General features: G+C 72.7%; 13 protein-coding genes. 5 read left to right on the forward strand and 8 right to left on the reverse strand.

Translation table 11 applies throughout. The annotated features are described in order from the left end of the window. Positions 1-10: 10 nt before the first annotated feature. From FBY23_RS05920 to FBY23_RS05935, 4 genes are all read right to left on the reverse strand, one after another. Positions 11-664 (reverse strand): DapH/DapD/GlmU-related protein, encoded by a 654-nt coding sequence (locus FBY23_RS05920; protein ID WP_141797299.1) that lies wholly within the window; start codon positions 662-664, stop codon positions 11-13. Beyond that, positions 661-1,395, reverse strand: a complete 735-nt coding sequence (locus FBY23_RS05925) for a hypothetical protein (protein WP_141797300.1) — start codon at positions 1,393-1,395, stop codon at positions 661-663. Before FBY23_RS05925 ends, FBY23_RS05920 begins: the two co-directional genes overlap by 4 nt. Beyond that, the gene (locus FBY23_RS05930; protein WP_141797301.1) at positions 1,392-2,351 is read right to left on the reverse strand and encodes a hypothetical protein; all 960 of its coding nucleotides are present in this window, start codon (positions 2,349-2,351) and stop codon (positions 1,392-1,394) included. Before FBY23_RS05930 ends, FBY23_RS05925 begins: the two co-directional genes overlap by 4 nt. A gap of 103 nt (positions 2,352-2,454) precedes the next feature. Beyond that, entirely contained in the window at positions 2,455-3,849 is a 1,395-nt protein-coding gene (locus FBY23_RS05935; RefSeq protein WP_141797302.1) for a class I adenylate-forming enzyme family protein, read from the reverse strand. 139 nt (positions 3,850-3,988) lie between these two features. Here FBY23_RS05935 and FBY23_RS05940 point away from each other — a divergent pair, with 139 nt between their 5' ends. Together FBY23_RS05940 and FBY23_RS05945 are read left to right on the forward strand one after the other, a co-directional pair. After that, positions 3,989-5,254 carry a phthiocerol/phthiodiolone dimycocerosyl transferase family protein gene (locus tag FBY23_RS05940; RefSeq protein ID WP_141797303.1) on the forward strand — a complete coding sequence of 422 codons (1,266 nt, stop codon included), beginning with the start codon at positions 3,989-3,991 and terminating at the stop codon, positions 5,252-5,254. After that, complete coding sequence (locus FBY23_RS05945) at positions 5,251-6,555, forward strand: oligosaccharide flippase family protein (protein ID WP_141797304.1); 1,305 nt, start codon at positions 5,251-5,253, stop codon at positions 6,553-6,555. The genes FBY23_RS05940 and FBY23_RS05945 overlap by 4 nt, the downstream gene beginning before the upstream one ends. A 33-nt stretch (positions 6,556-6,588) precedes the next feature. Here FBY23_RS05945 and FBY23_RS05950 read toward each other — a convergent pair whose 3' ends face one another. From FBY23_RS05950 to FBY23_RS05960, 3 genes are read right to left on the reverse strand one after another with little or no spacing between them, the layout of a single operon-like run. Then, a complete protein-coding gene (locus FBY23_RS05950) occupies positions 6,589-7,326 on the reverse strand; it encodes an SDR family NAD(P)-dependent oxidoreductase (RefSeq protein WP_141797305.1) in 738 nt (245 codons plus the stop codon). Beyond that, positions 7,323-7,580, reverse strand: coding sequence for a phosphopantetheine-binding protein (locus FBY23_RS05955; protein ID WP_141797306.1), 258 nt, complete (start codon positions 7,578-7,580; stop codon positions 7,323-7,325). Before FBY23_RS05955 ends, FBY23_RS05950 begins: the two co-directional genes overlap by 4 nt. An 8-nt stretch (positions 7,581-7,588) precedes the next feature. Beyond that, positions 7,589-8,290 carry a hypothetical protein gene (locus FBY23_RS05960; protein ID WP_186348221.1) on the reverse strand — a complete coding sequence of 234 codons (702 nt, stop codon included), beginning with the start codon at positions 8,288-8,290 and terminating at the stop codon, positions 7,589-7,591. Between the two features lie 81 nt (positions 8,291-8,371). On the opposite strand from FBY23_RS05960, the gene FBY23_RS05965 reads away from it, so the two are divergent. Continuing rightward, a complete protein-coding gene (locus FBY23_RS05965; RefSeq protein ID WP_141797307.1) occupies positions 8,372-9,433 on the forward strand; it encodes a sulfotransferase in 1,062 nt (353 codons plus the stop codon). A gap of 16 nt (positions 9,434-9,449) precedes the next feature. On the opposite strand, the gene FBY23_RS05970 is transcribed toward FBY23_RS05965, so the two are convergent. Next, complete coding sequence (locus tag FBY23_RS05970; RefSeq protein WP_141797308.1) at positions 9,450-10,499, reverse strand: hypothetical protein; 1,050 nt, start codon at positions 10,497-10,499, stop codon at positions 9,450-9,452. An 82-nt stretch (positions 10,500-10,581) separates the two neighbouring features. On the opposite strand from FBY23_RS05970, the gene FBY23_RS05975 reads away from it, so the two are divergent. Beyond that, on the forward strand, positions 10,582-11,598 hold the full coding sequence (locus tag FBY23_RS05975) for a glycosyltransferase family 2 protein (RefSeq protein WP_141797309.1): 1,017 nt from the start codon (positions 10,582-10,584) through the stop codon (positions 11,596-11,598). Then, a complete protein-coding gene (locus FBY23_RS05980) occupies positions 11,595-12,839 on the forward strand; it encodes a DUF563 domain-containing protein (RefSeq protein WP_141797310.1) in 1,245 nt (414 codons plus the stop codon). Before FBY23_RS05975 ends, FBY23_RS05980 begins: the two co-directional genes overlap by 4 nt. Positions 12,840-12,854 lie beyond the last annotated feature (15 nt).

A 12,854-nucleotide genomic window follows, 5' to 3' on the forward strand; every position in this document is an offset into this window, starting at 1 on the left:
CGGGGGGCGCTCAGCGCCAGGTCACGTCGCGGCGGATGATCTTGGCGGGCACCCCGCCGACCAGGCAGCCCGGCTCGGTGATCGACGAGGTGACCACGGACCCGCCGGCGACGATGCAGCCGTCGGCGATCCGCACGCCCTTGTAGATCTGGGCGTGGCTGCCGATCCAGACCCGGTCGCCGATCGTGATGTCGGGGGCGGTGCCGCGCTCCTCGGACTCGCCGGCGGCGAGGTGGCGGTGGAAGTCGTCGTCGAGCAGCTGCACCCGCCAGCCGATCGCGCAGCCCGCGCCGATCGTGATGCCGCTGTTGCTGACCAGCAGGCCGTCGGGCGAGAAGTAGGTGCGCGCGCCCACCGAGACGGTGGAGTCCGGCCCGATGTCCCAGCGGTTGCCGGTCGCCACGGTCACGTTGCCGCCGAGCCGGAGGCGGCCCCGGACCCGGATGATCGACCACTCGTGGCCGGTGAGGAAGCCGTAGTAGTTGACGCCGAGGCGCAGCCGGGCGCCCTCGGCGACCTCGATCCGGCGGCGGCCGACGATCCGGAACCGGCGGCCGACCAGCACCGTGCCGTGCATGCTCAGCCTCGCGAGGAGGGTGCGGACGTACGAGACGCGGAACGGGCCGACGGCCAGCCCGCGCACGGCGTCGACGCGCTCGCTCATGGCGTGTGCTCGAGGAGCCGGCGCAGGGCTGCCTGGGCGACCTCGCGACCGGCGTCGTTGGGATGGACGCCGTCGGTGTGGAGCTCGGCGCGGAACCAGCCGTCGTCGTCCGACAGGTCGTCGGTGGCGTCGAGCAGGACGAGCCGCGGCGTCGCCGACGAGGAGGCGGCGAGCTCCTCGACCAGCTGCTTGCGCAGGACCCCGTGAGTGGCGAGCCGCTCCTCGTTGGTGCCGCGCACGGGGAACGACTCGTGGACGAACTGCTGGGTGGCCGGCGGGACCGGGACCATCACCACGCCGAGCGGCGAGCCGAGGTCGCGCAGCAGGCCACGGAGCCGGTCGACGTACGCCGCCACGAAGTCCACGTCGCCACCGGCCATCACGCGAGGGGCCAGGTGGCAGCGGATGTCGATCTCGCCAAGGCTGAAGATCCACACGACGTCGCGGTTGCCCGGCAGCCGGCCGAGCAGCCGGGCGGCGCGGTGCAGGGCAGGGGTGAAGTCGTCGCGCGCGACGGAGTACATCAGCCGCGGCCCGAGGTGCCAGACCCAGCACCGCTCGACGGTGCTCCCCACGCCGAGCGCGGGGAACCGGTCGCCGCCGAAGAAGGCGGCGTTGGACTCGCCCAGCCACACCTGGTCGACCTGGCCCCGGGAGATCGCCCGGGCCATCCGCGCGAGCCCGATCCAGGCCAGCAGGTGGGCCCGGACGACCCGGAGCCGGTGCTTCACGCCCTGCCTCTGGCGCCGACGGCGGTCGCGACCGTGGTCTCGGTGCCGGTGGTCACGTCGATGACCGGGAGGTCGCCAATGAGTGCGAGGCGCTCGGCGACGCTCCGGTTGCGCGACAGGGTGCCGTCGGGGTTGCGACCGGTGAGGAACCGGCTCTCGCGGTAGCCGCTCGCGGCGGTCTGCGCGGGCAGGTCGCCGGCGACGTCCTCACGAACGAAGAAGGCGTTGGCGCCGTTGCTGGCGCACCCGACGAAACGGTAGCCGCGCTGGCTCCCGAGGTGGACCAGGGCGCCCAGCGAGGCACCGAAGTAGAGCTGGGAGAAGTGGGCATCGGAGTTCACGAACGCCGGGTCGTAGGGCACGGTGATCGCGGCCTCGGGCCCGAGGAGGGCGTTGTACTCCGCCACGACGATGGCGGGATCGACCACGTCGATCGCGTTCCACAGCCAGTAGTCGATGCCGTCGACGTCGACGGACAGCAGCCCGATCCGCCCGTTCAGGCCGGCGTCGCCGATCAGCTGGTTGACGTTCTCGCGGGTCACGAAGGCCGACACCGGCTCGACGTCGTAGCGCCAGCTGAGCCCGGAGCCCAGGACGAAGCGGACGTGGTCCTCGCCGCCGTCGATCACGACGCCGCGCCAGTTGTCGTTCTGCAGCAGGAACCGGGTGTTGGACTCGCGGTAGTCGCCGGTCCCGATCTCCACGAAGGTCGTCTCCGCGGGATCGACGGCACGCACCAGGTGCTGGATGATCCCGTCCTCGCCGAACTGGGAGAACACCTTGAACTCGGCGTCCTGCAGCCGCTGCGGGCGGCGCAGGTCGAGCAGGTGGCTCTCCAGCCGGCCGATGGCCAGCCGGATCTCGTCCTGCTCGCCGCGCACCCGCTGGATGAGGTGCCGGGCGCCGGGTGCGGAGGCCAGACGTCGCAGGGAGCTGTAGGCGAAGTCAGACGGCAACGGACCTCCAGGCCTTGGGTGCCGGCCTCGGTCGGCCAGCGATCGTGCGGAGAATAACGGACGGCGGTGGGCGCCGGTGGACGAACGGACCGGTCGGCCGTGGTCAGGACTCGGGTCCGGCCATGCCGCGCAGGGTCTTGGTGCCCTTGGTCGCCAGCTCCTCCACCAGGGCGATGCTGCGCGGTCGCCAGGCCGGCGGCAGGTCGGCCACGGCGGCGCGCACCTCCCGCTTGAGCGCCTCGGCGTCGGCTGCCGCGAGCTCGCCGACGGGCACCACCTCGGTCGCGACGATCGCGCCGGTCAGCCGGTTGGGCCGGCCGAAGACGCGGGCCATCGAGACCCCCGGCAGGGCGGCGATCCGCTCCTCGACAGGCAACGGGTGGACCTTGACCCCGCCGACGTTGATCACGTCGGAGTTGCGGCCGCGGAAGAGCACCCGGTCCTCGACCACCTCGGCCAGGTCGCCGGTGGCGACCCAGCCGTCCTCCTCCGCGGGCGTGTCGGAGCGGTCGCCGGCGTACCCGCTCATCCCGGTGCCCGCGCGCACCCACAGCTGTCCCTCGACCACCCGCAGCAGGCCGTCGGGGTTCTCCGGACTCCACAGGCTCGCGACCGAGAGCCCCGGGCGTCCGTCGCCGACGGAGGCGATCGAGCCGAACTCGGTGGACGCGTAGACCTGCGAGATCCGGGTGTCCGGGAACGCGGCCCGGAGCTCGGCCAGCAGGTCCGGCGAGCTCGCCTCGCCGCCGAGCGTGATCTGCGTCAACGGGGGGAGCGCGACGCCCCGGCCGCGGGCCTCGGCGAGCAGGAAGCGCCAGTACGTCGGCGTCGCGCTCACGCAGTCGAGCCGCTGGCCGAGCAGGGCGTCGAGGCCGTCGCGCGGCTGGCGCGGGAAGGGGGCGACCAGGGTGCCCTGGATCGCCATGACGTGCTGGAGCACCTGGATCCCCGCGAACTGCTGGGGGCCGTAGGCCAGCAGCCAGTGCTGCCCGGGACGAGGCGTGGCGTCGCGCGTGGTGCGGGCGAGCACCGACCAGTCGTGACGGGCGGCCTTCGGCAGGCCGGTGGTGCCGGTGGTGCGGATCAGGATCGGCTGATCAGCGGCCTCGGCGGCCTCGGCGGCCTCGGTGACCGGGCCCTCCGCGACCAGCTCGTCGGGCCCGACCACCCGGAGGCCGTCGCCGGCCAGCTCCTCGCGTCGCGACACGACGACCGTGTGACCCAACGCCTCGGCCTGCTCCCGGAACTGCGCGGCGTCGATGTCGGGCTGGTACTGGCACGGCTCGGCGCCGACGAGCGCGGCCCCGGCCAGCAGCGTGAGCACCCGGCCGGCGTCCGGCTCGACGACCGCGAACCGGTCGATGCCGCGGGACCGGAGGGCGGCGCCCACGGACCGGGCGGCGGCCAGCAGGTCGGCGTACGACGTGGTGGCCTCGGTGGTGATCACCGCCGGCTGGTCCGGCACTGCGGCGGCGGCTCGTTCGAGCAGGCGGATCATGGCGCCAGTATGGCCGAGCACCGGCGGACGGGTGCGCCGGATGGGAGGATCGTGACGCTTGTCCCGTGCGAGCGTTGGGCAGGAAGCCGGTGCTGACCGCACCGGGCGACGAACCGGGCGACGAAGAGGAGTGGCAGGCGTGGGCGTGCACCGTCCGATGACGACCGCGGAGAAGTACTACACCTTCCTCGACCACCAGTGGCCGAGCAACGTGATGATCTCCGCGGACCTCGCGCGCTGCTTCGAGCCCGCCGCCGTCGCTGCCGTGTGGGACACGTTCCGCGAGCGCCGGATCCTCGGTCGCGCGGTCGCCACCGAGGACCTCACGCTCGCCGATCCCGGCGTCCGGCCCGGCCACTTCACCGCCCGTGACCTCCCCGTCGCCGCGTGGGACGCGGTCTTCGACGAGGAGGCCACGGTGCGCCACGAGCTCGGCCTGGCCCCGCGTCTGCTCTACCTGCGCAGCCCCGCCGAGGGCCGCTCCCGGCTGATCCTGCTCGGCCACCACGCCCTGCTCGACGGACGGATCGGGCTGGGCGAGGTGCAGTGGCTGGTCCGCCTCCTCGACGGCCAGGACGTGCCCGAGCAGCAGGAGCTGTCGAGCCCGCCGCCGGTGGCCGGGCCGACGTACCCCTGGCAGCAGGACCGTACGGCGATGCTCGACCTGCTCCGCTCCATCCGGGCCCGCAACGTCGAGCTCGGCGCGCCCGGCCCGGAGTGGTGGCCGGAGACGTCGGTGCCGTGCCGGCCGCGGCTCCGGCAGCTCGTCCTCGACGCCGAGCCGGCCGCCGAGCTCCTGGCCACCGGACGCCGGCACGGCTCCAGCGTCTTCGCCACGGTCGCCGCCGCGTGGATGGGAATCGTGGCCCGCGAGCTGTGCGGGGCCGATCGCGCGACCGTCCAGCTCGCGGTGCCGGCCGACCTGTCGACGCCGAGCCCGACCCCGAACGCACCGACCGCCATGTCGGTCGCCGTCGTCTCGCGCCCCTTCCGCGTCGACGCCGCCGAGCCGTGGGGACTCGCGGGGGAGATGGTCGCGACCGTCCGCGAGGCGCTGGCCCGTGGCGAGGGTGAGCTCTTCTTCCAGCTCACCCGGACCGAGAAGGTCTCCGACCTCGACACCGGCCGTGACCTGGTGGCCGCCGCGCTGAGCGCGGGCCCGCCCTGCCTGGTCGTCAGCAACATGGGCGTGATCGACCCGGGCACCGACCCGGAATGGCTCACCTTCGTGCAGGGGCAGCTCGCGCCGGCGCCCAACCAGGTGGTGTTCGTGGCGACGCTCAGCTATCGCGGCCGGCTGATCCACACCATCGCGACCGACGACAACCGCATCGGTGAGGAGCGCACCGCTCGCCTCGTCGACTCCTACCTCGCCTTCCTCGGCGACGTCGCGGCGGGCCGGTGAGCGAGCCGGCAACCGACTCGGGTGACGCGGCCGCGCCTGCGGGGACGGCGCGCGGGGCCGGAAGCCGGCTCAGCCTGATCACCGTCGACCAGGCGCTGTCGAGCCTGTCGAACATCGCTGCGCTGATCTGGGTCGCGCACGCCTTCGACCCGGTCGACTTCGGGCGGTTCAGCCTGATCGTGATGGTCTACACGGTGGCGCAGGTGGCCGTGCGCAGCCTGATCTCGACCACGGTGGTCGTGCACCCCGAGGAGGCCGACCAGCGGCCGCGGACGATCCTGGCCTCCGCGAGCGTGACCGGCCTGGTCGCCGGCGTCCTCACCGGCCTGGCCGGTGCCGTGCTGCTGGCGTTCGGCAGTGCCCTGGCGTGGCCGGTGCTGGCGCTCGCCGTACCCATGCCGTTGCTGGTCGTCCAGGACGTCGGCCGCTACCTCGGCATCGCGCGCCGCCAGCCCGGGCGCGCCGTGGCGATCGACGCGCTCTGGCTGGTGCTCATGATCGCCGGCTTCGGTACGGCGCTCGCCGCCGACCTCGACGGACTCGTCTGGCCGATCCTGATGTGGAGCTGGTCGGGCGGCGTCTCGGGGCTGTGGGTCTTCGCCCAGTACGGCCTGCCCGGCCGCGACGGCGTCGCCTGGGTCCGCGAGCACTGGTCGTTCTCGTGGCGCTCGCTGGTCAGCGGGGTCGCCAGCAGCGGCATCACCCTGCTCTTCGCCTCGCTGATGACGCTGTTCAGCTCGGCGCTCGCCGTGGCGGCCTACCGCGCGGCGACCCTGTTGGCCGCGCCCAGCACCGCGGTCCAGCTGGCCGTCTCCACGGCGGCGGCCACCGACATCGCCCGTGACCGGGCCGACGAGGGCGCCTGGTGGGGCCACGTCCGCAAGGCGATCGCGATCTGCCTGGCCGTCGGCGTCGTCAACCTCGTGGTCCTGGTGTTCCTCCCGGACCCGATCGGGTGGGCGGTCCTCGGCGAGTCGTGGGACATCGTCCAGCCGCTGATGCTGGCCATCAGCTGCAAGGTGCTCCTCATGGCCGGACAGAGCGGCCTGCGGGCGGCCCTGATCGGCCGGCACCGGATCCAGACCGCCATGGTCACCGACATCGTGGCGCTGGTGCTGATCGGCGTGTGCATGGTCGCCGGCGCCGTGCTCGGCGACGCGGAGGGCGCACTGTGGGCGATGGCGGTCGGCACCGCCGTGTCCACCGCCTGCTGGTGGATCGCGATCGCCTGGGACGGGCGGGCGCCCCGCGGGCGCCACGTCGCCCGCCGGGGTGACGTGGTCGCCGCGCGGCAGGGCTGACGACCCGGCGGCCGTCGCGTCCGCCGCCCCGGATCAGGCGGTCAGGCCACCGTCGACCACCAGCACCTGGCCGGTGATCCAGTCGTTGCGCTCGTCGACGAGGAACTCCACCGCGCGAGCGATGTCCTCGGGCTCGCCGAGGCGACCGGCCGGCGTACGGCGGACGATCTGGTTGAGCTGGCCGTCGTCGAGGCCGTGGCTCATCTCGGTCTTCAGGTAGCCCGAGGCGATGCTGTTGACGGTGATCCTGCGTGAGCCGACCTCGCGGGCCAGGCCGCGGGTGAAGCCGTCGAGCGCGGCCTTGGTGGCGCCGTAGACGCTCAGGCCGCGGTAGCCGGTCAGGCCCGTGATCGAGGAGATGTTGACGATCCGGCCGCCGCCGTGGGCGAGCATGTTGCGCACCACCTGCTTGGTGAGGTGGATGGTCGCCTTCAGGTTGAGGTCGATCACCGTGTCGGAGTCGTCGTCGCTGAACAGCGCCAGGATGCCGTCGCGTGCGACGCCGGCGTTGTTGACGAGCACGTCGACCGAGGCCCACTCGGCCACGACGTCCTTGAAGAAGCGCGTGCAGTCCTCGCGGTCGGCGAGGTCGGCCTTGCGGAACAGGAACCGGCCGTCGTACGCCGGATCGGCCTGCCACGCGCGGACCGCGTCGGTCTCGCTGCGGGCACAGGTCGCGACCCGGTCACCGGCGTCGAGGAAGTGCTGGACGATGCCCTCGCCCAGGCCTCGACTGCCGCCGGTGATGACGACCGTGCGGGGTGCGGTCATGCGGACGCGGCGGTCGCGTCGGCGTAGAACGCCACGATGTCCGCGACGGTCTCCGGCAGCAGGCCGGCGCCGAACGGGTCGGTGCCGAACTCGTCCTCGAGGATCGCGGACAGCTCCGCGGTCTCGAGCGAGTCCAGGCCGAGCCCGTCGTCGCCGTGCAGCGCGGCGTCCAGCGCCACGGTCTGCTGCTCGCGGTCCGAGCGCTCCAGCAGCTCGGTGACGATGGTGACGATCCTGGGCTCAATGTCGTTCATGGTGACCTCTACTCAGATGGGGGGTTCGCAGGGCCAACGACGTCACGGGGTCCTTGGTAACGGGCGCGGTTGTAGACGTGCCTCGGAATGTCGATCGGAGCGAGCCGTCGAGCCGGTACGCCGCCGTGCAGGTGGGCGCCCTTGGCCTCCTGCCCGGTCCACGTCGTGGAGCCGGCCGCGATCAGCGCGCCCTCGCCGATGACGGTGCCCGGCAGCATGGTGCAGGAGGTCGCCACCACCGCCCGGTCGCCGATGGTGACCGGGTCGAGGATGACGCCGCCGTTGGTCGGGTCGAACGCGTGGGAGAGCAGGGTCGAGCGGATGCCGGTGACCCAGGTGTTGTCGCCCAGCACGATCCCGCCGCCGCAGTCGAGGTAGTGCTGGCTGATGATGTGCGAGTCGTCGCCCATCCGCAGGGTGCGCAGGTTCTCGGTCTGGGTGGCGCCGGGCTCGTAGCCGGAGTCGCCCACGACCTGGTTGAACAGCATGATCCGGCAGCCGACACCCAGCTTCACCAGCCGCAGGTCGCGGAACAGGTTGAAGTGGTGGATGAGCGAGCCCGCGCCGAGCTCGAAGCGGTCGACCCGCCGCACCAGGCAGATGCCGACGACCGCCGTCGGGTGCACCTGGTGGCCGAGCCGGTTGAGCAGGCGGATCTTGAGGCCACTCGGCGGGAGGAGGAACACCAATGTCGTGAGAGCCTGACGCACGCGGGCGACCCTATCCCGGATCCGCCGACGGAATGGGGCATCCCGCGGCGCGCACTCGGCGGGCGCCGTATCCTCACGCCCGTGGTCGTTCTTGCCAAGGCGTCCGGAGACCAGGTCTCCCTCCAGTGCGACGTCTGTGTCCCCCCGGTCCTCACCGTCGGACCGCCCGATCGGCTCAAGCGCCTGGGCTGGACGCTGCGCTCGGCCGGGCAGCCGGTCGACGCCTGCCTCAACTGCACCGCGCACCTCGCGCCGCGCCAGCGGGTGGCGCGCGCCGACGCCGTACCGACGACCCCGGACCCCGCGCGGATGCCGAACGTCATCGTGATCGGTGCGATGAAGGGCGGGACGACGAGCATGCACAACTACCTCGACGTCCACCCCGACATCGCGGTGTCCACGGAGAAGGAGATGCGCTTCTTCTCCGACCCCGGCGCTGCGGACTGGGTGGGCCGCTACCAGCAGCACTTCCCCGAGGGCACCCGGTTCCGGGTGGAGTCCTCGCCGCACTACACGAAGTTCCCCGTCGTACCGGGCGTGGTCGACCGGATGGCCGACCTGGTGCCCGACGCGCGGCTGATCTACCTGGTGCGGGACCCGGTGGAGCGCCTCGTCGCCGAGTACGTCGAGCAGGTGCAGTGGCATGCCGCCCACCGCAGCCTCGACGAGGAGGTGGCCGACGCCGACGACCCGGCCCACGCGCTGATGGCCTCGAGCCGCTACGCCACACAGCTGGCGGAGTTCCTGCGCCGCTTCCCCGCCGAGCAGGTCCTGGTGCTCGACCTCGCCGACCTCGGGGCGGACGTGGTCGGCACGATGGCCCGCGTCTTCGCCTTCCTCGGCCTCGATGCACCCGCCGCGAGCGCCGAGGACTACGGCCGGCACAACACCCGCGACGAGAAGTACCAGGTGCCCGGCTGGCTGCTGCGGCTGCGGAAGGGGCCGCTGCTGCGGGCCTTCCGCAAGCTGCCCGCCGGGCCGCGCCGGATGATCAGCATGGCGGCGTGGCGCCGCTCCGGGAACCTGGTCGAGCGGCCCACGCTGACGCCGGCGACCGAGGCCCGGCTCCGCGAGCTGCTGGCGCCCGAGGCGCAGCGGCTGCGGGAGCTGACGGGGGAGCCGTTCGCGAGCTGGAGCGTGTGAGCGGAACCGCGGGTGTTCAGGCGTCCCTGCGCTTGAACAGGTAGAACCGGTCGTGCAGGTCGATCAGCTCGCGCAGCTCGTCGGACTGGTGGATCGGCCGGTCGTCGACCAGCTCGTAGCCACGGTCGAGGACGTCCTGGCGGAAGGGCTCCATCGACCCGTCGGCCTCGGTGCTGCGCAGCTCGTCGGGGGTGTTCGGGACGATGAGCAGCCACGGGATGTCCCGCTCGGCGATCCGGTCCAGCCACCAGCGGATCGCGTCGTGCGAGCACTCCGAGAAGCTGTGGATGTTGACCGCGACGTCGTAGCGCTCGCCGAGCTTCTCGTGCTCGTCGAGCCGGACCACCCGCACCGCGTCGGGCAGCTCGCGGAAGCGGGTGTAGTAGGAGCACAGGAAGGTCGAGGTGGCCACCCCGTCGATGCAGTCGTACGCCGCCAGGTTGGGCAGCGCGGTCGACATCCGGTGGGCCAGGCGGCCGTAGCCGGCGCCGATGTCGAGGACCCGCAACCCCTCGATGGACGCGAGCCCCATCTGGTCGTCGAGGTAGTTGATCTCGTTGATGCTGTCGAGCAGGTCGCGGCTGATCGGCGGGCGCTGGCCGAAGGTGAACGTGAACGCGCCGAACAGGCCGTCCTCGTCCAGCTTGGCGAACAGGCCGAGGCGGTCGCGCTCGAGGACGTCGAGCATCGCCAGGTACATCCGGATCCGTGCCGAGCTGCCGAGCTGGCGGAACTGCCACACGTAGGCGTTGTCGCCGCGGAACCAGGCGAGCGAGAGGTTCTTCTTGAGGAAGCTCTGGCGCCACTGCGTGTGGGCGGCCGCAGCGACTCCCAGGGCGTCGTACGCCGCCTCGAGCTCGTCGAGCGCCGGGTTGTCCGGCCGCAGCTCGTGCTCGGCGCCCGCGGGGAGCGGGACGTCGTCGTTGTGGGTGATCTCGACGTAGCGCCGGCTCTCGTCGTTCATCCGGGTGATGAGGAACCCGGCGCGCGCCGCGGCGACCTTGGTGCGCTGGGTGGCCCAGCGGCGGACCATGGACGGGTAGGACGAGGGGGAGTTCGGGGGCACGGTCGGCAACTGTAATGGCGGTCGAGCCGATCTGGTCGAATGTCTGCGGAACTCGGAGGAGGCACCTGCGTTGTCCACATCGATGAGTCAATCCACCCCCGTGGCCCTGGTGGTCTTCAACCGACCCCACCTCACCGAGCAGACGCTCGCCGCGATCCGTGCCGCCGCGCCCCAGCAGCTCTTCGTGATCGCCGACGGGCCGCGCGAGGGCCGGCCCGACGACGAGGAGCTGTGCGCGCGGACGCGGGCGCTGATCGACACCGTCGACTGGCCGTGCGAGGTGCACCGCCGCTTCGCGCCGCGCAACCTGGGGCTCGAGGCCAATGTCGAGCTCGGGCTGGACTGGGTCTTCGCGCAGACCGACGCCGCCATCGTGCTGGAGGACGACTGCCACCCCGACCCGTCGTTCTTCCCGTACGTCGAGGAGCTGCTCGAGCGCTACCGCGACGACCCGCGGATCTGGCAGGTGTCGGGCAGCGGCATGGGCGTGCCGGAGCGGCTCTTCGCCGGTGACAGCTATGCGTTCACGGCGTGGGCGAGCGTGTGGGGCTGGGCGACCTGGGCGGACCGCTGGCAGCGGCACCGCGCGATCTTCACCCGCGACCACGCGCCGAGCGACGCCCCGGTGCGCACCCTCGCCGCGACCCAGCAGCCGGGACACCTGGTCACCCGGTCCGGCCAGCAGCACTTCGCCGACGCGGCGCAGTCCGGCGACACGGTGATCCATGGCTGGGACAAGCACTGGTGGCTCACCATGCTCACCCTCGGTGGGCTGGCGCTCTCCCCGTCGCGCAACCTCGTCGAGAACGTCGGCTGGGGCGAGGACGCGACCCATGGCGCCGCGGCCGGCAAGCGTGACCACGGCGCCGGCGCGATGGACTTCCCACTGCGGCACCCGGCCGAGGTCGCCGTCAACGTCGAGGTGGAGCGCGAGCTCGAGCTGGTCCTGAGCCGGGTCGGCGGTCGCGCGGCGATGTTCGCCCGGCGGTTCGTGAAGTCGCCGCAGGTACGACGCGTGGCGCGGGTCGCGGTCAACAGCCGCCCGGCGCAGGCGGTGCAGCGCTTCGTCAGCCGCTCGCGGGACCGGGTGGCGTCGTGAGCCTGCCCGCCTGGCTCAGGCCGTGGTGGCCGCTGTTCAAGCGGCTGCACCGCGCGGCGACCTTCGTCCTCGGCTGCCTGTTCCGGGTGCTCTCGCGGCTGCTCGGCAGCCGCGGCGTGCCGGTTCGGGCCACGGAGCGCTCGAGCGACACCGCAGACCGGGAGCCGGGAGTCGTCGTCCTGCACCCGGGCCGCGCGGAGCAGCCGCTGCCCCGCCCGGCCACCGCGGGCGTGCCCGCCGGGCACTGGCTCTTCGCGGCCGTGCACACGACCACCGAGCCCACGGCCGTGGTGCCCGCGGTCGACCTCCCGGCGACCTTCGTGCTCGAGGTCGCCGGCGGCCGGCTGAGCGGTGACTACGCCGCGACGACCACGCCGGGCAAGGTCCTCGACCACGAGACGAGCACGTACTTCGGCGTCGAGGACTGGCGCGAGCACCCGATCTTCCTGCGGCCCACCCTGGGGCCGACCGAGCACGTCCCGGGCACGGTGCTGAGCCTGACCACCCGCGGCACGTCGGTGAACTACTACCACTTCCTGTACGACGCGATCGGCCGGCTCGCGGTCCTCGAGGACGCCCTGCCGCACGCCCTCGCGCAGGCGGACGCGGTCGTCGTACCGCACCGGACGAGGTACCAGAAGCAGCTGCTCGAGCTGGCCGGCGTGACGGCCCGCCTGATCGAGCCCGAGCGCGGCCGGACCGTGTCGGCCGACCGGCTGCTCGTGCCCAGCAACCCGAACTGGGCGCTCCAGGCGCCGCCCGCGACCGTGCGCTGGCTGCGCGAGCACCTGCCGCCCACGCCCGGCGCCGACGGACCGCGCCGGCTCTACGTCACCCGCGGCGACACGCCCCGGACCCGGCGCTACGTGCAGGAGGCCGAGCTGTGGCCCGAGCTCGAGCGCCGCGGCTTCGTCCGGATCGACCCGGGCAGCCACACCGTTCAGGAGCAGATCGACCTGTTCCACGGCGCGGAGGTGGTCGTCTCGCCGCACGGCGCCGGGCTGTCCAACCTCACCTTCTCCCGGCCCGGAGTGCGGGTGCTCGAGATGTTCGCGTCGACGTACGTCCACCTCGGGCTGTGGTCGATCTGCCAGGCCGTCGACGCCGACTACCGCTACCTTGTTGGGGACGGCCCGAGCGGGGGACCGGGGCGCAACTCCGGGGTGCTCGACGACGTCTCCGTGCCACCGCGGACGGTGCTCGACCTCGTCGACGACATGCTGAGGGGGCTCCACCAGTGACCATCCGACATGAGG

The sequence above is a fragment of the Nocardioides sp. SLBN-35 genome (assembly GCF_006715725.1).
In the GTDB taxonomy this organism is placed as follows: Bacteria; Actinomycetota; Actinomycetes; order Propionibacteriales; family Nocardioidaceae; genus Nocardioides.

Excerpts from the sequence above, each read along its gene's own strand:
- FBY23_RS05955 (WP_141797306.1), bottom strand. The coding sequence starts at position 7,580 with ATGAACGACATTGAGCCCAGGATCGTCACCATCGTCACCGAGCTGCTG.
- FBY23_RS05950 (WP_141797305.1), bottom strand. The coding sequence starts at position 7,326 with ATGACCGCACCCCGCACGGTCGTCATCACCGGCGGCAGTCGAGGCCTG.
- FBY23_RS05920 (WP_141797299.1), bottom strand. The coding sequence starts at position 664 with ATGAGCGAGCGCGTCGACGCCGTGCGCGGGCTGGCCGTCGGCCCGTTC.
- FBY23_RS05935 (WP_141797302.1), bottom strand. The coding sequence starts at position 3,849 with ATGATCCGCCTGCTCGAACGAGCCGCCGCCGCAGTGCCGGACCAGCCG.
- FBY23_RS05975 (WP_141797309.1), top strand. The coding sequence starts at position 10,582 with ATGAGTCAATCCACCCCCGTGGCCCTGGTGGTCTTCAACCGACCCCAC.